This is a genomic window from Chryseobacterium sp. C39-AII1, assembly GCF_039672645.1.
In the GTDB taxonomy this organism is placed as follows: Bacteria; Bacteroidota; Bacteroidia; order Flavobacteriales; family Weeksellaceae; genus Chryseobacterium.
This window is the reverse complement of the sequence record NZ_JBDFPQ010000001.1, coordinates 140348-166914: the sequence shown is the minus strand read 5'-3', so window position 1 is coordinate 166914 and position 26567 is coordinate 140348. Positions and strand designations below refer to the sequence as shown.

At 35.6% G+C, this 26567-nt stretch carries 19 protein-coding genes; 7 read left to right on the top strand and 12 right to left on the bottom strand.

The window, feature by feature from the left end; genetic code table 11:
• Positions 1–9 precede the first annotated feature (9 nt).
• The 4 genes from ABEG63_RS00695 to lpxB all read right to left on the bottom strand — a co-directional run bounded on the left by ABEG63_RS00695 (position 10) and on the right by lpxB (position 5865).
• On the bottom strand, positions 10–2022 hold the full coding sequence (locus ABEG63_RS00695; protein WP_346582183.1) for a fumarate reductase/succinate dehydrogenase flavoprotein subunit: 2013 nt from the start codon (positions 2020–2022) through the stop codon (positions 10–12).
• Positions 2023–2037: 15 nt separating this feature from the next.
• Positions 2038–2700: a succinate dehydrogenase cytochrome b subunit gene (locus ABEG63_RS00690; protein WP_267402271.1), complete on the bottom strand. Its 663-nt coding sequence runs from the start codon at positions 2698–2700 to the stop codon at positions 2038–2040.
• A 143-nt stretch (positions 2701–2843) separates the two neighbouring features.
• Positions 2844–4619, bottom strand: coding sequence for a ComEC/Rec2 family competence protein (locus ABEG63_RS00685; RefSeq protein ID WP_346582181.1), 1776 nt, complete (start codon positions 4617–4619; stop codon positions 2844–2846).
• Positions 4620–4761: 142 nt separating this feature from the next.
• Positions 4762–5865: a lipid-A-disaccharide synthase gene (gene lpxB, locus ABEG63_RS00680; protein WP_346582179.1), complete on the bottom strand. Its 1104-nt coding sequence runs from the start codon at positions 5863–5865 to the stop codon at positions 4762–4764.
• Between the two features lie 132 nt (positions 5866–5997).
• Here lpxB and ABEG63_RS00675 point away from each other — a divergent pair, with 132 nt between their 5' ends.
• On the top strand, positions 5998–6507 hold the full coding sequence (locus tag ABEG63_RS00675) for a DUF2480 family protein (protein ID WP_346582177.1): 510 nt from the start codon (positions 5998–6000) through the stop codon (positions 6505–6507).
• Between the two features lie 124 nt (positions 6508–6631).
• Positions 6632–7297: a DUF937 domain-containing protein gene (locus ABEG63_RS00670; protein WP_346582175.1), complete on the top strand. Its 666-nt coding sequence runs from the start codon at positions 6632–6634 to the stop codon at positions 7295–7297.
• A gap of 64 nt (positions 7298–7361) precedes the next feature.
• Here ABEG63_RS00670 and ABEG63_RS00665 read toward each other — a convergent pair whose 3' ends face one another.
• A complete protein-coding gene (locus tag ABEG63_RS00665) occupies positions 7362–7481 on the bottom strand; it encodes a 30S ribosomal protein THX (RefSeq protein WP_267402277.1) in 120 nt (39 codons plus the stop codon).
• Between the two features lie 250 nt (positions 7482–7731).
• On the opposite strand from ABEG63_RS00665, the gene ABEG63_RS00660 reads away from it, so the two are divergent.
• The 3 genes from ABEG63_RS00660 (at position 7732) to ABEG63_RS00650 (ending at position 10712) form a co-directional block, all read left to right on the top strand.
• Positions 7732–8169 carry an ankyrin repeat domain-containing protein gene (locus tag ABEG63_RS00660; protein WP_346582173.1) on the top strand — a complete coding sequence of 146 codons (438 nt, stop codon included), beginning with the start codon at positions 7732–7734 and terminating at the stop codon, positions 8167–8169.
• A 138-nt stretch (positions 8170–8307) separates the two neighbouring features.
• Positions 8308–10062 (top strand): aspartate--tRNA ligase, encoded by a 1755-nt coding sequence (gene aspS / locus ABEG63_RS00655; protein ID WP_346582171.1) that lies wholly within the window; start codon positions 8308–8310, stop codon positions 10060–10062.
• A 104-nt stretch (positions 10063–10166) separates the two neighbouring features.
• Positions 10167–10712: a hypothetical protein gene (locus ABEG63_RS00650; RefSeq protein WP_346582170.1), complete on the top strand. Its 546-nt coding sequence runs from the start codon at positions 10167–10169 to the stop codon at positions 10710–10712.
• Here ABEG63_RS00650 and ABEG63_RS00645 read toward each other — a convergent pair whose 3' ends face one another.
• The 4 genes from ABEG63_RS00645 to ABEG63_RS00630 all read right to left on the bottom strand — a co-directional run bounded on the left by ABEG63_RS00645 (position 10713) and on the right by ABEG63_RS00630 (position 13604).
• Complete coding sequence (locus tag ABEG63_RS00645; protein WP_346582169.1) at positions 10713–11444, bottom strand: SDR family NAD(P)-dependent oxidoreductase; 732 nt, start codon at positions 11442–11444, stop codon at positions 10713–10715. It abuts the gene before it with no gap.
• Positions 11445–11786: 342 nt separating this feature from the next.
• On the bottom strand, positions 11787–12113 hold the full coding sequence (gene yajC, locus ABEG63_RS00640) for a preprotein translocase subunit YajC (RefSeq protein ID WP_312394618.1): 327 nt from the start codon (positions 12111–12113) through the stop codon (positions 11787–11789).
• A gap of 58 nt (positions 12114–12171) precedes the next feature.
• Positions 12172–12687 (bottom strand): DUF1573 domain-containing protein, encoded by a 516-nt coding sequence (locus tag ABEG63_RS00635; protein ID WP_346582167.1) that lies wholly within the window; start codon positions 12685–12687, stop codon positions 12172–12174.
• 11 nt (positions 12688–12698) lie between these two features.
• Positions 12699–13604 carry a transcription antitermination protein NusB gene (locus ABEG63_RS00630; protein ID WP_346582165.1) on the bottom strand — a complete coding sequence of 302 codons (906 nt, stop codon included), beginning with the start codon at positions 13602–13604 and terminating at the stop codon, positions 12699–12701.
• A gap of 91 nt (positions 13605–13695) precedes the next feature.
• On the opposite strand from ABEG63_RS00630, the gene ABEG63_RS00625 reads away from it, so the two are divergent.
• Both ABEG63_RS00625 and ABEG63_RS00620 read left to right on the top strand, forming a co-directional pair.
• On the top strand, positions 13696–15357 hold the full coding sequence (locus ABEG63_RS00625; RefSeq protein ID WP_267402293.1) for an ABC transporter ATP-binding protein: 1662 nt from the start codon (positions 13696–13698) through the stop codon (positions 15355–15357).
• Positions 15358–15456: 99 nt separating this feature from the next.
• A complete protein-coding gene (locus tag ABEG63_RS00620) occupies positions 15457–15792 on the top strand; it encodes a DUF3276 family protein (protein WP_034679055.1) in 336 nt (111 codons plus the stop codon).
• A gap of 246 nt (positions 15793–16038) precedes the next feature.
• Here ABEG63_RS00620 and ABEG63_RS00615 read toward each other — a convergent pair whose 3' ends face one another.
• The 3 genes from ABEG63_RS00615 to ABEG63_RS00605 all read right to left on the bottom strand — a co-directional run bounded on the left by ABEG63_RS00615 (position 16039) and on the right by ABEG63_RS00605 (position 26548).
• Positions 16039–21075, bottom strand: a complete 5037-nt coding sequence (locus ABEG63_RS00615; protein ID WP_346582163.1) for a DUF4132 domain-containing protein — start codon at positions 21073–21075, stop codon at positions 16039–16041.
• 149 nt (positions 21076–21224) lie between these two features.
• Positions 21225–21659: a hypothetical protein gene (locus ABEG63_RS00610; protein ID WP_346582162.1), complete on the bottom strand. Its 435-nt coding sequence runs from the start codon at positions 21657–21659 to the stop codon at positions 21225–21227.
• A 371-nt stretch (positions 21660–22030) separates the two neighbouring features.
• On the bottom strand, positions 22031–26548 hold the full coding sequence (locus ABEG63_RS00605) for a fibronectin type III domain-containing protein (protein ID WP_346582160.1): 4518 nt from the start codon (positions 26546–26548) through the stop codon (positions 22031–22033).
• Positions 26549–26567: the final 19 nt, after the last annotated feature.

Below are 26567 nucleotides of genomic sequence, written 5' to 3'. Positions count from 1 at the left end.
GGTTGGAGATTATTTGTAACTTCTTGCTTTAACTTCAATGTTTTCGTAGATCAAGTCTTCTTTGTGCAGAACTTCTGTGGTGATATCATCAGTTTGATATTCCCAAGCTCCAACATATTTAAAGTTAACATCATCTCTTTCTGCTTCCCCTTCCGGAGTTGCATGGTCTTCTCTGAAGTGTCCTCCACAAGATTCGTTTCTGTGTAAAGCATCGATAGCCATTAATTGTCCAAGCTCGATAAAATCTGCCACTCTGAACGCTTTCTCAAGCTCAGTGTTCATTCCGTCTGCATCTCCAGGCACTTTCACGTCTGCCCAGAATTCTTTTTTCACCTGAGCAATTTCAGCAATCGCTTCTCTCAACCCTTCTGGAGTTCTTCCCATTCCCACTTTATTCCACATAATGTGTCCTAATTTTTTGTGAAAATAATCAACGGAATGAGTTCCTTTATTATTTAAGAAGAATTGTACTTTATCTTTAATTTCTTTTTCAGCTTTGTCAAAATCCACAGAATTCGTAGGAATCGCGCCTGTTCTAATGTCTGCAGAAAGGTAATCTGCGATCGTATAAGGAAGCACGAAATATCCGTCTGCCAAACCTTGCATCAACGCAGAAGCTCCCAATCTGTTGGCTCCGTGATCTGAGAAGTTAGCTTCACCGATTACGAAACATCCAGGGATCGTAGACTGTAAGTTATAATCAACCCAAACACCCCCCATTGTGTAGTGTACTGCAGGATAAATCTTCATTGGCGTTTTGTAAGGATCATCAGCAGTAATTTTCTCGTACATTACGAATAAGTTACCGTATTTTTCCTCAACCCAAGCTTTCCCTAAATCATAGATCTGCTGATCTGTAGGATTGTGAATATGTTTTTCGATAGCGGCTTCTTTACCTTTTTTGATGATCTCTGTAGAGAAATCTAAGTAAACTCCCTCTTTAGTATCATTATTTTCGATTCCGTAACCGGCATCACATCTTTCTTTACCCGCTCTGGACGCAACGTCTCTAGGCACCAAGTTTCCGAATGCAGGATATCTTCTTTCTAAATAATAATCTCTATCTTCTTCTTTAATATTTTCAGGTCTTAATTTACCCTCTCTGATCGCTACTGAATCTTCAATTTTCTTAGGAACCCAGATTCTTCCTGAGTTTCTAAGAGATTCAGACATCAAAGTTAATTTAGACTGCTGTGTTCCGTGAACCGGAATACAAGTCGGGTGAATCTGTACGTAGCAAGGGTTTGCGAAATACGCTCCTTTTTTGTGGATTTTCCAAGCTGCAGAAACGTTTGATCCCATTGCGTTTGTAGAAAGGAAATATACGTTTCCGTAACCTCCTGAAGCAATAACTACAGCGTGAGCAGAATGTCTTTCGATTTCACCTGTCACCAAGTTCCTTGCGATAATCCCTCTTGCTTTTCCGTCTACAATTACCAACTCCATCATTTCGTGACGGTTGTACATCTTAATTCTCCCTTTACCGATCTGACGGCTCATTGCAGAGTATGCACCTAGTAATAACTGTTGACCTGTTTGTCCTTTAGCATAAAAAGTTCTTTTCACCTGAACCCCACCAAATGAACGGTTATCTAACTGACCTCCGTACTCACGTCCGAAAGGAACACCTTGAGCAACACATTGGTCGATAATATTTGCAGAAACTTCAGCTAATCTGTAAACGTTTGCCTCTCTCGCTCTATAGTCACCCCCTTTAATTGTGTCATAGAACAATCTGTATGTAGAATCTCCGTCTCCCTGATAATTTTTAGCTGCATTGATACCCCCTTGAGCCGCAATAGAGTGCGCTCTTCTTGGAGAATCCTGATAGCAAAATGCTTTTACATTATATCCCTGCTCTGCCAAAGTTGCAGCAGCAGAACCACCTGCCAAACCTGTACCAACAACAATAATATCAATCTTATCTCTGTTGTTTGGTGCAACAAGGTTCATATGGTCTTTATGATTTTTCCACTTATCCTTTAAAGGACCCGCCGGAATTTTTGAATCTAATTTACTCATATTAGTATATTGATATTATTGAGTTACAAAGTGATAAATTGCGATAAAAATAAACCCTGCAGGAATAAGGATAGAATACCATTTTCCAACAGCTTTAATTACCGGAGTATATTTTGGATGTCTCGCCCCAATTGACTGGAATGAAGACTGGAAACCGTGAGCCAAGTGTAATCCCAATAAAACAAAAGCAATTACATAAATAGCCACTCTCCAAAGATCTGCAAACTTCTCGTGAAGTTCCGGCCAGAAACGTTCTGCGTCAGGAGCGATTCCCTCCACATACTTGTAAGTGATCTCGTGTAACCAGAAATCATACAAGTGAAGCGCCAAGAAAGCCAAAACAACAGCACCAGAAATAATCATATTTCTAGACATCCATGAAGAATTCGCAGAAGCGTTGTTTGCAGCGTACTTTACAGGACGCGCTTTATTGTTCTTAATTTCCAACACAAATCCCATAATGAAATGGAAAATAACTGCAAAACCAAGAACAGGCTGCATTAAGAACTGCACAAAAGGATTATAGCCCATAAAATCTGATGCTGTATTGAAAGCATCGCGGTTCAGGACTGATAACAAATTGGTCGTCAAATGCAGTATAAGAAAAATCAGCAAAAATAGAGCTGATAATGCCATAGCATATTTTCTACCTATCGTAGAACTCGTTAAACCTGCCATATAAGTTTAAATTTGAATTTCCACAAAATTAAGAAATGTTAACAATATCAAAAAGTGAGAAATCTCACAATTAGTCAGTTTGTAATCTTTCTAAATAAGAATTTAAAAGGTTATAAATAAAGGAAAAACAAAAATTTTAACAATTATTTGACATGATAAATTTCACCATTAAAAACAATCTTTTCGGTATCCGTAGGAAAAGTTTTCACTTCTGTTTTATTCAAACGTCTTGAAGCGGCATACGGAGCAATAATGAATTTCGTAATCTTCTCTTTGTCTGAATCTTCGTTAATCCAAAAGCAAGCTTCGTCACCTTTTTTCACAGAAAATATAACGTGTTTGTTAAAATCATGGACTAAAATTTCCGTCTTTTTGTTTTCATAAAAATTAAAACCTGTTCGCAACAAAAGAAAACCAAAAATGGTCATTATCAATCTCGCAGAATTTTTAAGATTTAATTTTAATATGGCAAAACTCAACATGTAAACGATTGCGAAGAGCGAAAATACCTCAAACAAATTCATGGAAATATTCTCAAAAAACAAATTTTCGAAGTCCGCAAACCAGTGGATGATCTTCAGTAAGATCTGAATAATGAAATCATAAACAATATTTAAAAAGCCAAAATCAAGATTAAAAGCAATCAAAGCCGTCATTAAAAATGAAAACACAATAATGACTTCCGAAAACGGAACAATGAAAAAGTTAGCAGCAATCGAAATAAACGAAAACTGATGAAAATAATACAAAACCAACGGAAGCGTCGCCAACTGCGCTGAAATAGAAATTGAGATCGTGTTGAAAATTAATTTTTTAAACCAATTATTCTGCTTTGGTAAATAATTTAAAATCGGTTGATTCAGCCAGAAAATTCCAAGAACTGCTAAAAAACTCAGTTGAAAACCAACATCAAAAAGCTGCTGAGTATCAAAAATTAAAATGATAAAAGCCGATAACGACAAAGAATGCAGCAAATCTGGTTTTCTTTGAAGCAAGACAGAGGTAAAATAGACACTCAACATAATGCTGGAACGCACAACCGAACTTCCAAAACCAATGAAAATGGTAAACAACCAGATGAAAATTAAGCTTGAAATAATGGCATACTTTCGCAACTTCAGTGGTAAAATTTTAATCAGTAAAAAGTAGAATAATCCAAAAATCACAACGATATGCGTTCCTGAGATTGCCAGAAAATGCACTAATCCGGATTTATTAAAATCCTGAACCGTTTGTGAATCTATTTCGGTTCGGTCGGCGAGAATAATTCCTTTTAAAAATTCTCTAGTTTGAGCCGACATTTTTGTTTTGTCAATATTTTGAAGAACTTTCAGTCTTTCTTGTGAAAATTTTTCATTTAAACTTAAGTCGTTTCTTTCAGCAGAAAAAACCTCATCGTTGATATAACATTGATATTCAATATTTTTTCTTTGAAGATATTTGGAATAATCAAACTGAAAATCATATTTTGGAGATTTTGGTTTTGAAATATATGCTACTGATTTATAATAATGATCGAAATCTAATTCTCTTTCACTTTTAGGAATATAAATTATTGCATTGAAATTTTCTTTTCCTACCTGAATTTCCGCTTCATATTTTCTATTTTTCTCATTAGAATTCAATTTTTTAGAAATTTTGAAAACAATGGTTTCATTTTTAGCAACCGAAATATTTTGTGCAGAAAATGAATTGAAAAAATGTAGCACAACTCCGATTCCGAAGAACATTGAACCTAGTAAATACGGTTTTGCTTTATGAAAAAAGAAAGATTTGAAGAATGTAGAAATTAAAATTAATCCACAAAAGCCAATAATCCAATAGATAAAATTTTCATCCAAAGAAAATTGATCCTGAAAAAATATTCCAAGGATAAAGCAGATTACAAGAATTAAAAGCGGCTGTTTATTCAATTTCAAAATTTGTGTTACCCAAAAATAATGAATGAGATAAAATTTCACAAATCAGCGAATTGAAACTTATTAAAGTAACTTAAATTCATTCTAAAAAAGAAAAACCGCGGAATATTATTCCACGGTTCATATCATTATTATAAATATTTTAAACTTTTAAAATCACCTCAGCCGCATTTTCGCTGGCTCCTTTTCCGCCCAGTTTTTCTCTCAATAATTCATAATCTGCCAAAACTTGAGATCTTTTATCAGTTTCGAGAATTTTCTTTAATTCTTCAACCAGATTATTTGTATTCAAATCATTCTGAATCAATTCTTTCACCACTTCCCGATCCATAATTAAATTTACCAAAGAAATATACTTGATATTTTTAACCAATCTTTTAGCAATCGCATAAGAAATTTTACTTCCACGATAACAAACTACTTCCGGAATATTCAACAAAGCAGTTTCTAAAGTTGCTGTTCCTGAAGTCACCAAAGCTGCTTTTGAACATCTCAGCAAATCATAAGTTTTATTAGAGACAAAATGCACATTATCATCTACATACTTCTGATAAAACTCTTTCGGAAGACTTGGCGCTCCGGCAATAACAAATTGATATTCTTTAAAATAAGGACGAACAGAAAGCATAATTTCAAGCATTTTTTCCACTTCCTGTGCTCTGGATCCCGGTAAAAGTGCAATGATTTCTTTTTCGTTTAATTGATGTTCTGCTTTAAAATTTTCAACACTAATATCCTGTAAAGTTGAAATAGCATCCAACAAAGGATGTCCCACAAAATGCGAATGAACCCCATGTTTTTTATAGAAATCTTCCTCAAATGGAAGAATGACCATCATTTCGTCCACATATTTTTTAATGATCTCTACTCGACCCTCTTTCCAAGCCCACAGCTGTGGAGAAATGTAATAAATTACCTTTATTCCCAATTCTTTAGCAAATTTTGCAATCCTTAAATTGAATCCCGGATAATCTACCAAAATCAAAACATCAGGTTGATGATTTTTTATATCTTCCTTGCAAAACTTAATATTATTCAAAATTGTTCGCAGATTCATGGCTACTTCCAAAAAACCCATGAAAGCTAAATCACGGTAATGTTTCACCAAGGTTCCGCCCTGCGCTTTCATCAGATCGCCACCCCAAAATCTGAATTCTGAGCGGGGATCTTTCTCTTTTAAAGCTTTCATCAAATTGCTTCCGTGTAAATCTCCGGAAGCCTCGCCTGCAATAATGTAATATTTCATTTCTTCTGAAATCTTTTATTTTTATCCCTACAAAGACCTAAGTTATGGGAGGTTTCTATGACGGGAATAGAGAACAAATTAATCGTTTGTTGAATCTTAATTTGTAAATTTGTTCAAAGATAATGATAAAAAATGTCAGAAGAATTTGAAATCCGAAATAAAGTTGCGGAGAGCGGTTTAATCAACTTCGACCTTGCAACACTCCTTCCGAAAGGCGCTAGAAAAGGAATCGATCTTAAAGATTTTCTTTTCATGGAAATGATTTTGAAAGAAAAAGATTTTCGTGAAAAAGTAGCGGCTATCGACGTTGAAGAATACAGAGACAGCTACGTTTATATTTACAATTCGGCAGATGCCATTGTTCCACTTTGGGCGTATTTTCTGATTACGGCTAAACTTACGGATGCTACTAAAAAGATCGTTTTTGGAAATAAAGAAGATTTGGAAGTTATCCTGATGCATCAGGCCATTCAAAGTTATGATTTTGATGAAATGATTGGAAAAAGAGTTTTGGTAAAAGGCTGTTCAGATAAAGAAATTCCAAATAATGCTTATATCGAATTGGTAGAACAATTGCAACCGATCGTGAAATCTTTGATGTTTGGGGAAGCATGTTCTAACGTTCCGATTTTAAAAAATTAATACTTATAAAATCAACATCTTAAAGTAACATATAAACTTTAAGATTACTTTTTGATTAAAAAAAATTATTCAGGAATATTTTTTGATAACTTTGGTTGATTAACAATTAAACAAACACAAAACTATGAGTTTAATCGACTTACTTACAGGAAATACAGGCAATCAGGTTGCTGATCAGGCTGAAAGTAAATTTGGTATTAGCAGAAATCAAATTATCGCTTTATTGGCAGTGGCTGCACCTTTGATTATTTCTTATCTCAGAAAAAAATCTCAGGATACTAAAGAAGCAGAAGCACTGAATAATGCATTAGATAAAGATCATGATGGAAGCATTTTAGATGATGTTTCGCAAGCTGATGCAAGACAGGATGAAGGAAATTCTATTTTGAGCCATGTTTTTGGAAATGATAAGCAAAATGTAGAAAACCAACTTTCTCAAAACACAGGAATTTCCATAGATAAAATCGGCCCGATATTGGCGATGCTTGCTCCCGTGATTATGGGATATATTGGTAAAGAAAAACAACAGAATAATGTTGGCGCCGGAGGTTTAGGTGATTTGTTAGGCGGAATTCTTGGAAATGCTTCAAATCAGGCTCAAGAACCACAATCAAGCCCCTTAAATGATATTTTAGGAAGCGTTTTAGGCGGTGGAAATTCTCAATCTTCAGGCAATCCTTTGAATGATATTCTGGGAAATGTGCTTGGAGGACACAATGCTGGAAATGGAAACTCAAAACAACAAAGCGGTGGGCTAGGCGATTTGTTGGGAGGAATTTTTGGAAAATAAATAATTTAATTTTGTATAAAAAAGACCGGAGAAATTGTTCTTCGGTCTTTTTATTTTTGATAGTTTACTTCTTCGATTTGTCTTCTGAAGTTTCAAAGGATTTTGAAGTTTTTCTCGGTCTTCTTTTACCGTAACTTCCGTTGTTGATCTTTCCTCTTCTTGATTTTTTGTCTCCTTTTCCCATAGTAAATAATGTTTGTTGTTATCACGAATTTAAAAAATATCATTTGAAGAAAGCTTAGAAAAGCTGTTAAAATTTTTATAAAGTATTCAAGTAATGAGATATGCAAAATTTTAATTCTTAATTCTCGTGTTATCATTTTAGCGGAAAATTCTCATTATTTCTAAAATTTAAATTCAAATCTTATGAAAACTTCGCAAGATCTATCAAAAAAATAATTTAGCTTTGTATATTCTTATAAAGTTAAATTTTTATGAAAAAAATAATATCTACAAGTTTAGTATTCGGATTTTGCCTTTTTGCCAACTTCCTTTTTGCTCAGCAAATTTCTAAAGAACAAAGGATTGCTTTTCAATCTGACAATGTAGAATCTTTTAAGACTGCCTTTCCAAAAGAAGATTACAATAAATGTATCGCTGTAAAAGAAAGCAGCTATAATCTTTTGGCATACAGTATAAAATACGAGAAAAACAATATTTTCAATTATCTTTTGAATAACGGAGCAGATGTAAACAAAGAATGTGATCATCAAACTCCATTAATGGTTGCCGCGAGATATGGAAAAACTGAAATGGGAAAAATTTTATTGAAAAAAGGAGCCAATAAAAATGCTAAAAACAGTAAAGGAGAAACTGCAAAAGATTTTTCAGCAAAATATAAACATCCTGAATTTGCAACAGTTTTAAAATAATTTAAATCTCATTATATCAAAAACTTCCTTACTCGGAAGTTTTTTTATGTCTAAAATCTGCAAAAATATTATCTTTGCACACGAAAATTAAAGGTTTAAACTATTGAACCTTAAACATTGAACTTTAAACAAACAATTATGTTTCGATCGCACACAAACGGAGAATTATCTCTTCAACATCTTAATGAAGAAGTTACACTTTCAGGATGGGTACAAACCATTCGTGATAAAGGATTTATGATTTGGATAGATCTTCGAGATCGTTACGGAATTACTCAGTTGGTTTTCGACCAGGACCGTTCTACAGCGGAATTGATGGAAAATGCAAAAAAATTGGGACGAGAATTTGTGATTCAGGTTACAGGAAAAGTAATTGAAAGAGTAAGCAAAAACCCCAATATTCCAACAGGAGAAATTGAAATTTTAGTTGAAAAATTAACGGTTCTTAATGAATCTCAGCTTCCGCCTTTCACCATCGAAGATGAAACGGATGGTGGTGAAGAACTAAGAATGAAATACCGTTACTTGGATATCAGAAGAAATCCTGTAAAAGATAAATTGATCTTCCGTCACAAAATGGCACAGAAAGTAAGAAACTATCTTTCAGACGAAGGTTTTATTGAGGTTGAAACTCCGGTTTTAATTAAATCTACTCCAGAAGGAGCAAGAGATTTCGTGGTTCCAAGCAGAATGAATCCTGGACAATTTTACGCATTGCCACAGTCTCCGCAGACTTTCAAACAATTGTTGATGGTGGGTGGAATGGATAAATATTTCCAGATCGTGAAATGTTTCCGTGATGAAGATTTGAGAGCTGACAGACAGCCGGAATTCACACAAATCGATTGCGAAATGGCTTTCGTAGAGCAGGAAGATGTGATGAATGTTTTTGAAGGAATGACGAAGACATTAATTAAAGATATTACAGGTCAGGAATTCGGAACTTTCCCAAGAATGACGTTTGCTGATGCAATGCAGAAATACGGAAACGACAAACCAGATATTCGTTTCGGAATGGAGTTCGTAGAACTTAATGATTTAGTAAAAGGAAAAGATTTCAAAATATTTGATGACGCAGAATTGGTTGTCGGAATCAATGTTGAAGGATGTGCAGATTATACAAGAAAACAAATCGACGAGCTTGTTGATTGGGTAAAAAGACCTCAAATCGGCGCTTCAGGAATCGTTTGGGCTAAATTCCAGAATGATGGGGTGAAAACCTCTTCTGTGAATAAATTCTACAACGAGGAAGATTTAGCCAAAATCATCGAAAAATTTGGAGCAAAAGAAGGCGATTTAATGCTGATTCTTTCCGGAAACGAGCACAAAGTAAGAACTCAGCTTTCTGCTTTGAGAATGGAGCTTGGAAACCGTTTAGGATTGAGAAAAGGAGACGTATTTGCACCACTTTGGGTAGTTGACTTCCCGTTATTGGAGTTTGATGAAGAAAGCGGACGTTACCATGCGATGCACCACCCTTTCACCTCTCCAAAGCCTGAAGATATTCATTTATTAGAGACAGATCCTGGAAAAGCAAGAGCAAACGCTTACGATATGGTTTTGAACGGAAACGAAATCGGTGGAGGTTCTATCAGAATTTTTGATAAAGATCTTCAGTCTAAAATGTTTGATTTGCTAGGATTCTCAAAAGAAGAAGCTGAAGCGCAGTTCGGATTCCTGATGAACGCCTTTAAATACGGAGCCCCGCCTCACGGTGGCTTGGCTTTCGGATTTGACCGCTTAGTAGCTATTTTAGACGGAAACGAAGTGATCAGAGATTATATCGCATTCCCGAAAAATAATTCGGGACGTGATGTGATGATCGATGCGCCATCATCGATTGCTGATGAACAGCTTGATGAATTGGAATTACAATTGAATTTAAAAGTATAAATTTGAAGCGGAGATTTTTCTCCGCTTTTTTTATATTGGAAGTATCGCTGAATATTGAGGAAATTCAATATTTTTGGACGAAAAATTTATCCATACTAATAACCATGAACGAAAATACAATTATCAAATTTCTTTTTAATGAAAATATAGAAAGGGAAAACCAAAAATTCTTTTTTAAATATGTTTGGAAAAAAAATTTTACTGAAGTAAAAAAAGCAGTAATGTATGCTGTTATTTTTTTAACTATTGGTTTTCTACCATTAAAGGGATTTGATCAAAATGCAATACCTTATATTTTTAAGTATATTGGATTTCTTTATATTGGATATATTTTTCTGTTGATTTATCAATATACACTTTCTAAAAAGAAAACCTATAAAATAATCGAAGAAAATATCAAAGATTTTAAAAACATTACTGATCAAACTGTTTGTATTATTTTAAATGAAACTTCTTTAGAAATTAAAAGTACTTTTAATACATTTAGTTCAATTTGGGAGAAAACTAGCTATAAATTTGTGGATGATTATCTTATCGTACAAATGTTAAAAGGTAGCTTAAATTTTGTTTTTACTAAAACTGAATTCGATAATTCAGATTATGATATTTTATTAAATTACCTTCAAAACCGTTCTAAGCAACAAAAATAATTATGGCAACTTCGCCACCAAACTCTCCGGCAACATTTTTAAGATTAAATAAATCATCTTCCATTTGAAATTCGGAACAATAGTAAAAGAATTTCCCGCATTAACGATGAATTTTGCAACGTAATCAGGTTCCATAATCAAAGATTCATTCAATTGCAATCCTTCATTTATTTTTGTTCGAATATAGCCGATTACCAAAGCATTTACTTTTATGTCTCTTGAAGCCAATTCCTGTCTTAAACCAGCCAAATATGTTGTAAAAGCTGCCTTTGTACTTCCGTAAACGAAATTACTTTTTCGACCTCTTACTCCCGAAAGAGAAGATAGCCCGATGATTCTTTCTAAATTTTTATTGTTTATATCGGTTGCAATAATATTCAAAATAGAAACAGCTCCCATATAATTCACCAACATCATTTGTTGAGTTCCTTTAAAGTCAGTCAATGCTTTTTCATTATCAACTAAAAATCCGGCAGCGTAAACAACGATATGAGGTTTTACAGAAAGTTGATCGTAAAATTTTTGGTGTGAATCAAAATCAACAGAATCAAATGACAGAATCGTCACTTTTGAACTAAAATTATTTTTCTGAACAAATTCGTCTAAAGATTGTGTATTTCGGGAAGCTGCAATCACTGAAAATCCTTTTTGAATATATTGCTTGATGGCTTGCTTGGCTACATCGGAATTGGCGCCTAAAATGAGTACGGTTTTGTTTGTGTTTTGATTCATAGGGCAAAGATATTTTTTTAACACGAATTTCACTAATGTTTTTCACTAATGAACAATAGTAATAATGGATTTTAAGTTACTTTGGAAGGCTTCGACGGGCTCAGCCTGACAGTGCATAATAATGACGAATAGTATTAGCATTGTCAGGCTGAGCCCGCCGAAACCCTTTATTTTTTTTATGTAAAATGATAATCTTAGTTGAAGTAATAACCAAGATACAAAATGACAAACTTGAATATTACAAATACTGCTAAAATTAAGTTAGTATAGATTATAAAAAGTTTCGGCGGGGTGAGCTTTGCTCACCCCGCCGAAACGAAATATTTTCAAAAAAGAAAAAAATTAGTTTTTCTCTTCGATTTCTTTTTTATCTGCAGGCTTATCTGCCGTTTTTTCAGTAGCTTTAGCTTTATCTCCAAAACGGGCTTCTGTAAATTCTCTTGAAATAGCTGCTTTTTCGAATTTCAATTTTCCGGATAATGTTTCAATTACGAAACCATCTTCCTGAACCTGAGCAATTCTTCCGTGAAGACCTGAAGTAAGCACCACTCTAGTTCCTACTTTTAAGTTTTCCTGAAAGTTTTTCTCCTGCTTTGCTTTTTTTTGCTGAGGTCTTATCATCAAGAAATAAAACCCAACAAACATCACACCCATCATGATCAACATCATAGGAGATGAAGATCCTCCCGGAGTTGCCTGTAAAAATATTGATAACTGGCTCATGATATTATGGTTGAATATTCGCAGTGAATGTTAATTTAATAGGCGCTTTTTCTACATTCGCATATACATCAGCAAATTTGCTTACGTTTCCGTCGAAATTTGAAGAATCAAAATGCAAAGTAATTTTTCCTTTTTTACCTGGTAAAATTGGATCTTTCGTGAAGTCAGGAGCAGTACATCCACATCCGGGCTTTACTTCAGAAATTACCAAAGGATTTGTTCCCGTATTTGTTACTTCATATACGTGCTCTACTTTGTCTCCTTTTTTGATATTTCCAAAATCGAAGTTGCTTTCAGAAAGCGCGATTGAAGTAGATGGCTGGTTAGAAACCGGAGCAGCAGCCGTTGCATCAGCAGATACAGGAGCCACAGCAGAATCAGCAGGAGTTGCAGTTGCAGTTGCAGCCGTAGAATCTGTAGCTACAGCATCAGCAGCCTGAGCTTCTGTGTTTTCTTTTTTACAAGAAACTAAACCAAAGCCTATGATAGATAAGGCGATAATTGATAACGTCTTTTTCATATTTAAAATATTTATATTCTATTTAAATCTTTACAATATTTATCTAAAATACCGTTGATGAAGATATTCGAACGGTCTGTTGCAAATACTTTAGCAACCTCAATATATTCATTAATAATAACTCTTGAAGGGGTAAAACGGAAGTTGTCCAGCTCCGCGATCGCTGTTGATAAGATTACTTTATCCATTAAAGAAACTCTTTCCAGATCCCAGTTTTCTAATCTTTCAGCAAGCTTTTTTTCGTTAGTTTCCCAGCTATCTAGGGTATTTCTAAGAAGTTTCATTGCGAAAGTTTTATCTTCTTCATCTTTAATCATTTTAATTAAAGTTCTGCTTTCTTCATCTTCTTTCAGGAAACCGATTGTTTTTTGAACCATTGAATTCGCGATGTGAATATCGTCATACCAAGAAAGTTCTTTATCACCAAGATAATCATGGAAATCGTCATTCTCAGCAATATATCTCAAAAATAATTTTCCTATAAATTTTTGGTCAGCTTCAAAAGAATAACCTTCTTCTTTCATGAAATCCTGATAACGTTTCCCGGCTGTCATTCTCTGGAAGGTTTTCACCAACAGATCATCATGCAAATCCCATTTCAACTGCTTGTGCTGTCCAGTAAAAAATAATCTCTCAGGGTTTTCTTCAAGCTTAATTAATACCTGATTGTTGATGAATTTCTGATTGGGGTTTACATCAGCATCACTTTTAATATACTTATTCTTTCCAATCTCAATTTGGTGTTCAGCCAATTCTTTAAGAGAAACCAAGAAGTTTAGCTGGTAGATATAGAGATGATAGATTTTCTCTATTCCGGCAAACATGTTTTTCTCTAAAACATCAAACTTTACAGGATTCTGGTAATAAGAATACACAGTCTGTACTACTTTTTCACGGATTTGTCGTCTTCCTAACATTCAAAGAGCTTTTTAATGGCTGCAAAGATACAAAATTTAAAATTGATGAAATTCGTAATCTGATCACATTTTCGTAATTTTGTAAAACTATATGAAAGCGCTTAAAACCTTAAACCCTTATTTTTTAAAGCACAAAATATTATTATTTTGGGGGGTATTATTCATCATTGCCAGTAATTTTTTCAACATATATAAAGTTCAGTTTGTAGGAAAATCTGTCGACGAACTTACAAAAAACGGAAATCTTGGCTTCAATAAACAAGTATTGATCTACGTTGCCATTATTGTCGGCTGCTCTTTACTGACGGGATTTTTCACCTTTATGATGCGACAAACCATTATCGTTGCATCCAGAAGAATTGAATATGAACTGAAAAATAAAATCTACAGACATTATCAGGATCTTTCTTTAACGGATTATAAGCAAACAACGATTGGAGATTTAATGAACCGATTAAGCGAAGACGTGGTTGCCGTAAGAATGTACCTTGGTCCCGGAGTAATGTATGTTGCCAATTTGATTGTTTTGGTGATTATCACAGCAATTTATATGGTAAAAACCGACGCGTCGATGACAGCCTGGACGTTGTTGCCACTTCCGATCTTATCGTATGCCATTTATAAGGTAAGTTCAATTATCAATAAAAAGTCGAAGATCATGCAGAAAAGCCAGTCTGCTATTTCCACTTTTGTACAGGATAGCTTTTCGGGAATTCGTGTGGTAAAATATTTTGCCAGAGAGAAATATATCGAGAAAAATTATGGCGTAAAGGTTACCGATTATCAGAATAAGGCATTAGATTTAGCAAAAACAGAAGCGTATTTCTTTACCATTATTTTATTTGTAATCGGTTTGCTGAATGTTGCAATTATCTGGATCGGCGGACAAAAATATATCGCCGGAGAATTAAGCATCGGTAAGATTGCCGATTTCTTCATGTATATCAACACCCTGATTTTCCCTTTCTCTATGGTGGGTTGGGTAACTTCTGTTAATCAGAGAGCGGAAGCATCCATGCAGAGAATTAATGAATTTATGGATAAAAAATCTGAGATCGTAAATAAAAATTTTGAAAATTATACGATTAAAGGTGAAATTGAATTCAGAAACGTTTCATACGTGTATCCGAATACAGGCATCAGAGCGCTTCATAATTTAAGTTTTAAAATAAATGCCGGAGAATCTTTAGCCATCATGGGAAAAACCGGAAGTGGAAAATCAACGATTGCCTTGCTTCTTTGCCGTTTGATCGATCCTACGGAAGGTGAAATTTTAATCGACGGAAAAAACCTTAAAGATCATAATTTAGAAAACTACAGAAATTTCATTGGCTATATTCCTCAGGAAAGTTACCTCTTCTCAGACTCCATTGAAAACAATATTGGTTTTGCCATCGATAATCCGTCTCATGAAAGAGTGGTAGAATATGCTAAAATTGCCGATGTTGATAAAAATATTGTTGAGTTTAAAGAACAGTATAAAACACTCGTTGGTGAGCGTGGGGTGATGCTTTCGGGAGGTCAGAAACAGAGAATCTGCATCGCCAGAGCCCTAATTAAGAACCCCAACATCATTATTTTTGATGATTCCCTATCTGCTTTAGACACCGAAACGGAACAGAATATTCTGGAAAATATCGATAGAAAAATCAAGAATGCAAGTTCCATAATCATCACACACAGAGAGTCTAGTGCTCAAAGAGCAGATAAAATCATCAACCTTAGTGAAATTAGCAATTCTGTAACTGCTTAGCCCTTTTATTCTCAATTGTTAAATAAATCATAAAAAAAATTTTGTGATTAAAAGAAAACTTTTATATTTGTTCTTAACAAGATTAAAAAATATCTAACAATGAGTGAATACAAGGAGCGCCATGAAAATGAAATTTTCACAAAGGTGTTAAAAGCAGGGAGAAGAACTTATTTCTTTGATGTGCGCGAGACAAAAGCAGGAGATTATTATCTTACGATTACAGAAAGTAAGAAAAATTTCGGAGAGAATGGAGAAGCTACATTCGAGAAGCACAAAATTTACCTTTACAAGGAAGATTTTAAAAGTTTTCAGGAGATGTTTAATGAGTCCACAGATTTCATCATTAACGAAAAGGGTGAGGATGTAATATCAGAAAAACATGACAAAGACTTCAAAAGCAAATCTTACACAATAGATTCTGACGACGAAGTTTAAAAAAAGAATAATTCTAAAAACACAAGCATCTGAAAAAGGGTGCTTTTTTTATCTTCAAAAACTGAAAAATTCACTTATTATAACAAAACGGTACACTATTGAAAGTGCACCGTTTTTGTTTTTTGGAGGGAGGATGGAGGCCTGAGGCAGGAGGTATAATCAGGTCTTAACATTTAAGATGATAGAACTTTCATAGATAACCACAATAAACTTCCAGCTTCCTTTCTTCCATCTTCCCACCTAATCTCACACAAATTCTCTCTTAATTTGAGAAAGTATCGTAGGATCCTGTATTTCGTTGTCTTTGGCCAGCAATAAAACTTTAGACAAAACCTCAGCAGATTTCGGATCATCATCCGCAAAAGGTAAGAACAATCTTCCTCTGTGCTGCGAATGAACTGGTAAAATAGACAGATATTTCCCCGGAACCTGATGCACCACCGCACTTCCCAAATGAACGCTGTATTCCGCCATTTGACCTTTTACTAAAATGTGAGAACCTTCAATTTTAATATTATCGAGTTTAAACAATCTTGCTGTTTCTTTCATTAAGACCGCTCTCATTTCGATTGATGAATGGCTCGCTTCCGGATCTACTTCACCCACGTGCGCCACAGAAACCACCAGATCAATATCCCTCATCACTTCAGAGAATAATCTAGGATTGATCTCTTCAAAAGGAATATTTTTATAATCTTTCAACGAATGGAATTCTATGGTTTCAAGCGTCGGGCTTTCCACATCTGCCGGCGAGAACCAATCTGCCATGGCATATAATTTCACCTGAAAACCTTCTTTATGATACACCTTTTGCAAGCCTTCTTCATAATCTACTTTCCAGCCTCTCGTTTTCAGCAATGCCAATGCCTGTTTTGGCTGAACTTGATGACCCGCATAACGTCTGGAAACCGATTTTTCCTGCAACTCATCCAGTGTCGGAACATACAATTCTCTGAATATTTGCTTAAATGGCTGCACCAGTTTTTCTTTAAAACAATAATGTTGGAAATCGCTCCAAACCGAATGTTGATGCAAATCTACACAATGCGCAATTCTTAAGGTATTATTTTCGTTTAATTCATGAATTTCGCCTTGAGCATCCACTAAATTTCCATCATGGAAAAATCCGATCTTATTGTCATCTGAAATATATACCAGTTTCTCCAGGTGTTTTACAATCACCGGATGTTCAAACAAATTCTGGATTTCAGCATACAGAAACTCATCCCCACGAATCATCGCTTCTTCAAGACCTTTTCTGGAACGACTCCATTGCTCGCGCATAATTTTTCGATTGTTTCCTAATTCCACAATCGCTTTATCTTTTTTAATCTTCGGAGGAATTGATTTTAGCTGTTTATCATCTCTGAAAACTACCAATTCTGCCTTTCCATCGTCTTCGATAATCAAACCTACAGTAACTCCGTCAATCGTAACCTGCGTATCTTTAGACAATAAATTTTGAATTTGCTTAGTTTCCATCGCCCAAGTCAGACGGATTGGATCAGGATACCCTGCATTTCGAGCAAGATTTTCCAACGCCACACGAATTGCCAGAGCTTCACTCGCCTGCTTCATAGAGCCAAATTCTTTACTTTCTTTTTTAAATTGCTGAATATATTCGTAACGGTTTAGTACATCTTTTTCAGGGTTTGTTTTGCTTAAAGGAACCAAGCCGTACACGCGCAGATAATCCTGATCACGCTTATCTTTCACTTTTGCCGTCACTTCTTTTATCTTCAAACTTCCCGTTAAAGTATCAGAATACAATCTTGCTCTGCGGTGCCCGTTTCCGTCTGAAATATATTTTGCAGAATCATACAGCATCTCCCAACGTGCTCTTCCTAATTCTTTATAGGCTTTTGTAAACCAGTCTTTATCTACTGCCCCATCTTTAAACTCCTGAACATCTACGGAAGAATATTTAGCCACTTCACTTTCCAATCCGGAATTCTGCGCTTCATATGTTCCTGTTTTTGTATGGGCGTGCATCCACCAGATCGCAGAATCCAATCCTTTCCACCCTAAATAATTACTGATGAATTTCTGCCATTGCGGAGCATAAACTGCTGCCTGAATCAAACGAAGTTCTGCAATCTTTTCTTTTTTCACCATTTCGTTGAATGCTTCCTGAGTATCTGTTTCGCGAGGATAACAGTTGGATAAAAGATAAGAGAACAGCTTTTGCTTGGTCATGCTTTCGCTGCTGTAGCTGTAAATATAATTGGCATATAAATTCGCCTTGCCAAAACCTTTTAAAATTTGTACAAAACGTTCCGCACCATAAATCGACTGGAAATCCTGAACAAAATGAGAAACCGAAGTTCCTGCATCACCACGAATTAATTCAATATCTAAAAATTTATTTTGAATTTCCTCAACGATTGGTTTCAGGAAAGGGAATGTTTCTAAATATTTTTCGCTGTGATGATAGAATTTCGTTGTCGTAAGATCTCTGATGGCGGATTCTGCCGTGAAAATTCCTTCGTATAATTCATCTTTTGTAATTAAATTCAGTTCATACGCTTTGCAGAATAAATACAGATGCGGAACCGTAAACTGAATGTTTTCTTCCAAACCGTTGAACTGCATCCATCGGTGAAGATTCCAGACTTTTACAAACTGTTCGTCTGATAATTTTTTAGTTGGAATAGCCTGTAAAAACACAGTAAAAAAGCCCTGTTGCTGCCATCCATTTCCGCCGCGACCGTAGTAATATTCATTTTGTTTAGCTTTAAAATTGATAACATCTTCAGGAAGATTAGCAAATAAAGTCGCGCTGGCATCGATCAGAAAATCATTCTCTTCTTCAAACCTGAATTTGTATTTCAAAGAATCCAGAATATTTTTGATCGGATTATTCCAGTAATAATGATTTTTCAGAGGATTCGGGATTACATCTTTATGATAGAAAACATAATTTTCAAGAAAATCTCTGAATTTTTTACGGTCACAGTTATCCACAAATGTTAGTAAAAACAAATCCTGCGGCTGCAATCCGGATTCTTTATACCACTGCTCCCAAACTTCATGCAGAGGATAGTTTTCAAATAACTGTTCACCCGTAAATCCATCGGTATTTCTTTTGATCGGGCGGAAGCTGTTGCCTAGTAATTCTTTTGTAAAAGAACCATTCCAGTCTTCTGTTTCGTATTCAAAATCTTTATTTTTTAGGAAAAGATCATTGAGCTTCTTTAGTTCATTTTTAATATGAGTCTGCGATTGTGTAAAACCATATTTATCAGTTTTTGTTGCCCTCGCATAAACAGAATCAGTATCTACTTTCGGCAATTCATAAGCTGATTTTACCGTAGGATCGTAAAAACCGAAACCATTTTCAGCAGAAAGAATTTCTTTATCTTCAGAAGGATTCAGCTGATCCAATAAGCCTTGTTCCCGCTCAGAAATTTTTGTTCTCTCCGAATATTGCTGAAGCCATTGCCCAATTTGTGCTGAAGCTCTTTTACTTTTTTGAAGCTGAAGCATGATATCCAAAGAAGCCGTTCTCTGCTCTACATCACCCTTGGTCATCAGTTCGTCTACTAAAGGCGTGACAACCTCATCTTCCTGCTTCATCATCAGCTCAATCAGCTTTTTACGAAGGTTTCCGCCTTTTCTTTTAAACAAATCATAGAAAGTCATGGCTTCTTCCTTAGTCAAAGGATTTTGCTGCAAAACGTTGATTCCTGAAGCCACTAAAGATTCTCCGCGGTCTTTAACGATTTTAAAGGCAAACTCTTTCTGGAAAGGCGTTACTTCTTTTTTCTTTTTCTCAAAATTATAGGAATATGAATAACAGTAGAAATCGCCCAGAAGGTTTCTCGTTAACTGTTCACGCAAAGCAAGTTCAAACTGATCGAAATACGAAAGTACCAAATCCAGCTTTTCACTATCCTCGCCTACCAAATAAAACATTGAGGCATATAAATCACTCTTCCTGAATACTGCATTCTGCCAAGAGAATACTTTTCCTTCAAATTTCTTTTCTTTGACCTCTATTTTTTGAGTTAACTCATGCAGCTTTTCAAAGAAATCAGGATAATCCGGATTATTGATATAGAATTTTGATTTTACATTGACACTTAACAACGAGCTTAAAGCTTGGCCAGTAAATGCCAGCACTTGTAGATCGCCATTCAGAACAGCTTTATAAAAAAGCGGCATCTGGATATAAGGATCTCTGGTTTCGATGGCAAATTTTATCGCCAGACATTTCTTTTCTATACTTCCTTTATCTAACAGGTCATGCAGATAAGGAACCGTTTGCTCTACATCCCAAACGCCCTGCACCCAAAGCGCCATATAAACTTCGTTATTATTTTTGCTTTTTACCGCTTCTGAAATCTTATCTGGGTTATTGAAATAGAGATTCGCCAACGAAACAATATTTTTCACTACAGATTCTTTTTCAGACTCCCAGCCAAGCCCAGTCCATGTGCCGATGGCTCTTACAACGGATGAAAAACGGGTCAGCTTATTTTCTTCGATAACATTTAACGTGTATTGTAAAGCCTGCGTATTTGTTTCATCTAAAGCTTCTAAAATGGTTTGTCGAAGACCTTCCTGCCTTTGTGCTGCCAACAAAAGTTTTTCCACAAGCTCCCAACATTGTTTTTGCTCGCTGTTCAGCAAAGCATGAATAATATTTCGCGAAACTTTTCCTTCCGGATGTTTGTTGAAAATAATATCCTCAATCAACTGATAAATTTCTTTATTTCCGGTATCAATCGCTGCCGACCAAATATAAAACTGGCTTGCATTATTGGAAACCTGCGTATCATAAATAATCTGCTCTTCCAAGGAAAGTTCGTAAGACTGATATCCCGAACCATAATTATAAATACTGGGAAGCTCCAGCAACGTTCTTATTAAATTCACCTGATTGAGCAAAGTGAACCTTTCATTATTCGGAGCACGGAACGAGCGGCGTTCGTAGCCTGTCTGATACATTTTGAAAGGCATTTTATTCCATGCATATTTTACCAGTTCGGCTTTATCGCCAAAGAAATAAACCAATAGCTCGTAATAATCTTTGTCTTCCCAGATATTACTTTTGATATGTTCTTTAATTTTATCGGCTTGTGAAGAACCTAGCGTAATTTCTTCGTAATAATCGTTCTTGCCAAGGAGAAGCAATCCTAATTCTGCAACTTCTTTTTTCAGTTTTGATTTTGAAAATAGCTTGGAGATCAACCCCTTTTCAGCCTGTTCTTTCAGGTCTTTTTTCAGATTCTTGTGGTAATCGACAATTTTCTTCGATTTTAGTTTTTCACTGATTTCCATTGTTAGTGTGATTTAGTATGTTTTGAAGATTTTTTTGGATGGAAGATTTTTAGGCTGGAAGTAGGAGGTTGGAATCTGGAAGTTTTGTAACACTATTGCTAGGATGGTTTTCATTACTTCCAGCTTCCATTCCCATCTTCCCGCCTAACTTACCAATAGCTTCCTGCCAGAAATGTAAGTCGGATGAAGGTAAAAGTATGTTGTAAGCTCAGATCGATTGTTTGAGAAAGGTTTTCAAGCTGCTCGTCATTATAAAAAACAGCAAACATTCCGTCTTCAAAAGCCTGAATTGCGTTTTCCTGAGCCTTTTCCAGATTGGCTCTTTTTTCGTTATAAATACTTCCGAAACCTACTTTTCCGGTATCGGTTAAGATATTTAAATAATTATCCTGTGGAATTTTGGTATAATCTTCATCTTCTAATTCAAAGGATTTTGCATTAAATGCGTCTACCTGCTGCTGAACAACCAGCTTTAAAAGATGTTCTAATGAAATGGTATTTTCATGATGCGCAATATTGAGAATTTGCTCTGAAAGAACAGGATGTTTCCTGCCGAGTTGCTTTACAGTAACCTTTATTTCCATATTTTGAGATTGTGATTTTAAAAATAGGGAAATATTTTTTGCCGTCTTCTTAGGTATTTTTCCGGTATTTTTAATCATAAACAAAATTCCTAGCCCCGATTGCAGTGGAAAACCTTTTTTGAAAAAAAAGATTGCAACGAAAAGCGGGAAATAGCTTCAAAAATAAAATAGGGAGAAAAATTGATGATCTTCGTCAAGTATAACTATGACTGGGGAACGGATTCTAATTTTGATTACAAGAAGCCTGTTTAATTTTTTTTATCAGCACAACCGAAATACCTGATTTGCAAAAACAAAAAAACAACCCGAAGGTTGTTTTTTATTTAATATGTAATAAATTGAAAATCAAAATATTTAACAAATAGCCTGATCTATTTTTTAATTACCTTCACTGTTTTCACATTTTTGTCACCTGAATCTATATTTAACATATAAACTCCTGATATTAAATTCGAAACATCAATCGATGTTTTTTTATCATTGATTACTTTCGTAAAAATCAATTGTCCTGCAGCACTGAATACTGTTACCGAGACAATCTTTTTATCAGAAGATACATTTAAAATATCATTTACAGGATTTGGGAAAACTTTTAAATTATCTGCTGAAGATTTAACTTCATCAACCATTAGGCTACTTACAGGGCATGCAATAGATACCCATGAAGAGCTATTTGTTGTTGAGCCATTGCCTAATTGTCCTGATCCATTTAAACCAGCACCAGAAATATTACTTTCATTATTTAATAATAAAGTATGATGAAATCCGGTTATAGCCATTTGATAATTGTTAGCATTGGTCATTGAAATGGTATTTCTACTAGTGGTTGTTCCATCGCCTAATTGGCCATACACATTGCTACCGCAATACCACATATTTCCATAAGATGACGTTCCTACAGTATGATCAGAACCAGCACTAATACTTTTAACACCATCATACACTGCATTAGGTGCTGATTTAGAAGTATTCGTGCCATCACCAAGCTGTCCATACAAATTATTTCCCCAAGTGAAAAGTATTCCGTTAGTTTTTAACCCCACTGAATGAAAACCTCCTGCAGAAGCATCTTTCCAATCTGTATCGGTTCCTATTTGTAAAGGATTAAATCTAGTACCTGTAGTACCGTCTCCTACCTGACCGTAGGAATTGGTACCCCATGCCCAAAGTGTTCCATCAGTTTTAATAGCCAGCGCATGTACCGATCCTAGATCAACACTACGCCAGTTAGTAGCTGTTCCTATTTGATAAGGAGTCGATCGGTTGTTGGTTGATCCATCTCCCAATTGAGCGTACCCATTATAGCCCCAAGCCCAAAGCGTTCCGTCGGTTTTTATGGCTGCTGTATTTGTATCTCCAGCAGAAACGCTCTTCCAGTTCGTATCTGAATTTACTAGAGCAGGGAAGATTCGACCGTTAGTTGTTCCGTCACCTAATCGGCTATTTCCGTTAAGTCCCCATCCCCAAAGTGTTCCATTGTTTTTAATAGCCATACTATGAAATGTCCCTGCGCTCACACTTTGCCAGTCATTTGCTGTTCCAATTTGCACTGGAAGTGTTCTATTAGTGGATGTTCCATCACCTAATTGTCCGAAATCATTTCCACCCCACGCCCAAAGTGTTCCGTCTGATTTTATACCAAGCGAATGACTCATACCTGTAGATACTGTTTTCCAACAACCTACAGGAAGGGTAGTAAATGAACCTCCTAAAGTCCAAGTACTTAAACCAGAAGCACAATTGGCAGCAACCCACCAGTAATAAGTTGTATTAGGCGATAAATTTGATAAATTGGCATTGGTAGTTGATGTATTTCCGGTTGTAGTTCCCTGGTTAGGATTCGTTCCGTAAGTATACACATAGCCACCATTAGGTGCCGATGATGAAGGTGTCCAACTTATAGTAGCTGATGTTAAAGTAATATCATTACTCCAAAATTGAGAAGGCGGATTACAAGCTGTAATGTTCTCACATTTTATTGAACGGGTTCTTGACGTTCCTTGCGCTCCACAGTTAGCGTTTGCATGTAAATAGTATCTAATAACTCCAGATGTTGAATTTGAGCTCCATACTAATGGTGTTAATCCACTAGCAAAAACTGTTGTTCCATCTGCATTTGTGATAGTAATATAATCAGTTGCTACAGAACTTGTAAAAGTATATTGTCTGTTTGCTACTATATTCACGTTAGAATATTCACCAGCATAAGCATTGCTTACAATTTGTTCTGTATTTCCTGTACAAGCAGGGGTAAAAGTAGCTAAAGGATACAAACCAAATGATGCACCATTACAAGCTAATGCGGCAATGGTTGTAAAACTTCCTCCAGAAACCCAGTCACTTTTTGATCCATTACAATTAGAACGAACCCAATAATAATAAGTAGTTGAAGGGCTTAGTGGATTTAATGAAGCTATTGCAGTAGCAGCTGTTGAGTAATTTGCAACTGTTCCACTTCCCGGTGCTGAATTTACTGTAGAGAAATATACCTCATAATCAGAAGGAGCAGTCGCTGGCGGAGACCAAGCAAGTCTGCAAGAGTTTGAAGTTATATTGGATACTGTTAAATTACTAGGAGCTCCACAAGAAGCCAGCCCCATACATTGAATATATCTTACTCTAGTTGTATTTTGTGTACCGCAAGAAGCATTGGTATTTATATGATATCTAACAACGCCTGAATAAGTACCCGAAACCCAGTTTAGAGGCGTGGTACCTGATGCTAGAACCGTATTTCCTAAAGCGTTGGTTACTGTAATATAGTCTGATGAATTCGAACTAAAAAAAGTATATTGTGTATTAGCAACTACATTTACGTTTGAATATTCACCAGCATAAGCATCGGCAACAATTTGCTGCGGACTACCCGTACAAGTTGGGGTAAAAGTAGCACTTGGATATAAACCATACGTTGCGCCGTTACAAGTTAAAGCAGCAAGTGTATTAAAACTTCCACCATAAACCCAAGCACTTTTTGTTCCATTACAGTTAGATCTTATCCAATAATAATAAGTTGTCGCTGCCGAAATTCCATTCAATAATGCTCCTACCGCTGCCGATGCAGTTGTTCCAGAAGGTGTTGTTGTGCTTGTAGGTGCAGTATTACTTGTAATTACATAAATATCATAATTAGTTGGTGCTGTTGCTGGTGCGGTCCAGTTCAGTCTGCAAGAATTTGATGTAATATTAGAAACTGATAATTGTGAAGGTAATCCACAACTTGTAGTTGCTGCACATTGAATATATTTAGTTCTGTTTGTGTTTTGTGATCCACAATTAGAATTACTATGTAAATAATAACGTATCCCACCTGTATTTGTACCCGAAGACCAGCTTAATGGTGTTTGCCCACTTGCTAAAACTGAAGTTCCTGCACTATTGGTAATCGTTATAAAATCGGTACCCACAGAAGAAGAGAAAATATATTGTTGGTTGGCAGTGATGTTTACATTAGAATATTGACTTGCAAAAGCACTAGAAGTAATTGTCTCTGCACTACCAGTGCATGAAGGCGTAAATGTAGCATCTGGATATAAACCATAAATAGCTCCATTACAACTTAATGATTGATTCATTGTGAAAGAGCCACCCGAAGCCCAGCTGCTTTTTTCATTACCACAATTAGATCGAACCCAATAATAATAGGTAACACCCGCTGTTAAACCATTAATATCTTTAGTTGTAGTTGTACTGGTATGTGTAGCTGTACTATTTATTGTTGGAGCTGTATTTGTAGTAATGATATACATTTCATAGCCACTACTTGGTACATTATTTGGAGCTGCCCAAGACATTCTTATAGAATTGGACGTAATGTTTCCCACCGCAAAATTAGACGGAGGCAGGCAAGTAACAGATGTTGTAATACAATTTACATATTTATTACGCGAACTTCCTGTAGAAGTGCCATAACCACATTGGGCATTGTCATGAGAATAAAAACGAACCACGCCGGAAGTAGAGCCCGAATTCCAATTTACAGGTGTTGTACCACTTGCCAGAACAACAGTTCCTAAAGCATTAGTAATGGTAATAAAATCGGTTCCATAATTGGTTTTAAATTGATACTGAGTGTTTGGAACAACAGCTATATTAGAAAAACTACCATTTTTTACATCAGTAGCAAAAAAATCATCATTTCCATTACAGTTTGGTGTAACGGTAGCTGAAGGATAAATGCCATAATAGGCACTATTACAAAGCAATGATGAAATCGTTGTAAAAGTTCCTCCATAAATCCAAGCTCCATATTGATAATCACATCTAGAACGAAGCCAATAGTGATAAGTAGTATCCGGATTTAGATTGGTAACCAACATCGAATTTGTACTCGAAGAACTTGTCTGTACTGATGCACCAGGCGTAGCAGATGAAGTACTCACATAAGCTTGGTAGCCAAAAGCAGGTGCAACGGAAGGCGTAGTATAATTAAGTGTACATGATATAGGTGTAATATTCGAAACACCTGTTGGTGTCACATCTAAACACGCTTGAGCCGTAACCCACGTTACTTTTCTTGTTCTTGCAAACTGATCCGTAGTTTGGCATTGTGCATTTTGATGTAGGTAATACCGAACAGCCTGATTATAAGCTGAAACAAAACTTACGGGTGTAACCCCAGAAGCAAGCACTTGTGTACCAGTATCATTGGTAATGGTCAAATAATCCGTAGATACCGATGACGTAAAAGTATAATACCTTGATGGTTCAACATGTACACTGGCATATTGGCCAGTTCTTGCATCAGTATTGATCGTGCTTGTGCCGGCGGCTCCCGTAGCCTGATGAATCCCGGCGGGATATTGGGTCCCCGTTGTGCACTGAGCAGAAATCTTTGATGCTATGAGAAAAAGCATCAAAAGTAAGGATAGGGTAATTTTCTTCCTCATTTTAATAAAAGTTTGTAAT

Excerpts from the sequence above, each read along its gene's own strand:
- ABEG63_RS00695 (WP_346582183.1), bottom strand. The coding sequence starts at position 2,022 with ATGAGTAAATTAGATTCAAAAATTCCGGCGGGTCCTTTAAAGGATAAG.
- ABEG63_RS00690 (WP_267402271.1), bottom strand. The coding sequence starts at position 2,700 with ATGGCAGGTTTAACGAGTTCTACGATAGGTAGAAAATATGCTATGGCA.
- lpxB (WP_346582179.1), bottom strand. The coding sequence starts at position 5,865 with ATGAAATATTACATTATTGCAGGCGAGGCTTCCGGAGATTTACACGGA.
- ABEG63_RS00675 (WP_346582177.1), top strand. The coding sequence starts at position 5,998 with ATGTCAGAAGAATTTGAAATCCGAAATAAAGTTGCGGAGAGCGGTTTA.
- ABEG63_RS00670 (WP_346582175.1), top strand. The coding sequence starts at position 6,632 with ATGAGTTTAATCGACTTACTTACAGGAAATACAGGCAATCAGGTTGCT.
- ABEG63_RS00665 (WP_267402277.1), bottom strand. The coding sequence starts at position 7,481 with ATGGGAAAAGGAGACAAAAAATCAAGAAGAGGAAAGATCAACAACGGA.
- ABEG63_RS00660 (WP_346582173.1), top strand. The coding sequence starts at position 7,732 with ATGAAAAAAATAATATCTACAAGTTTAGTATTCGGATTTTGCCTTTTT.
- aspS (WP_346582171.1), top strand. The coding sequence starts at position 8,308 with ATGTTTCGATCGCACACAAACGGAGAATTATCTCTTCAACATCTTAAT.
- ABEG63_RS00650 (WP_346582170.1), top strand. The coding sequence starts at position 10,167 with ATGAACGAAAATACAATTATCAAATTTCTTTTTAATGAAAATATAGAA.
- ABEG63_RS00645 (WP_346582169.1), bottom strand. The coding sequence starts at position 11,444 with ATGAATCAAAACACAAACAAAACCGTACTCATTTTAGGCGCCAATTCC.
- yajC (WP_312394618.1), bottom strand. The coding sequence starts at position 12,113 with ATGATGTTGATCATGATGGGTGTGATGTTTGTTGGGTTTTATTTCTTG.
- ABEG63_RS00635 (WP_346582167.1), bottom strand. The coding sequence starts at position 12,687 with ATGAAAAAGACGTTATCAATTATCGCCTTATCTATCATAGGCTTTGGT.
- ABEG63_RS00630 (WP_346582165.1), bottom strand. The coding sequence starts at position 13,604 with ATGTTAGGAAGACGACAAATCCGTGAAAAAGTAGTACAGACTGTGTAT.
- ABEG63_RS00625 (WP_267402293.1), top strand. The coding sequence starts at position 13,696 with ATGAAAGCGCTTAAAACCTTAAACCCTTATTTTTTAAAGCACAAAATA.
- ABEG63_RS00620 (WP_034679055.1), top strand. The coding sequence starts at position 15,457 with ATGAGTGAATACAAGGAGCGCCATGAAAATGAAATTTTCACAAAGGTG.
- ABEG63_RS00615 (WP_346582163.1), bottom strand. The coding sequence starts at position 21,075 with ATGGAAATCAGTGAAAAACTAAAATCGAAGAAAATTGTCGATTACCAC.
- ABEG63_RS00610 (WP_346582162.1), bottom strand. The coding sequence starts at position 21,659 with ATGGAAATAAAGGTTACTGTAAAGCAACTCGGCAGGAAACATCCTGTT.
- ABEG63_RS00605 (WP_346582160.1), bottom strand. The coding sequence starts at position 26,548 with ATGAGGAAGAAAATTACCCTATCCTTACTTTTGATGCTTTTTCTCATA.